This window comes from Lactobacillus nasalidis, from assembly GCF_016587775.1.
In the GTDB taxonomy this organism is placed as follows: Bacteria; Bacillota; Bacilli; order Lactobacillales; family Lactobacillaceae; genus Lactobacillus; species Lactobacillus nasalidis.
The window spans coordinates 1-278 of sequence record NZ_BOCG01000211.1; the positions used below are offsets into that span (position 1 = coordinate 1).

Sequence of the window (278 nt, forward strand, 5' to 3'; positions counted from 1 at the left end):
TAAAAAAGGTCAATCGCATCGCAATTAAGCCACTGTCAAATGGTTATAAACTCACAGTAGCCTACACTCCAGCTGCAAGCCAGAAGCCATATCTGCCAGACAACTGCCGCTATATCGGTATTGGCCCAGGTGTTGATAATGCATTTGCCTGCGTCTCAAATACGGGTGACAAGGCCTTACTCATTAGTGGTCGTGCGATCAAATCCGTCAACCAATACTACAACAAGCGCATGGCGAAATTGAAGAGTCTTCAAGCTCAATACCATCAGCTCGAAAGC

At 46.0% G+C, this 278-nt stretch carries 1 pseudogene; it reads left to right on the forward strand.

Going from position 1 to position 278, the window contains the following annotated elements:
• Nucleotides 1–278, forward strand: a pseudogene (locus tag lacNas_RS03565) (RNA-guided endonuclease InsQ/TnpB family protein); the annotation flags it as partial.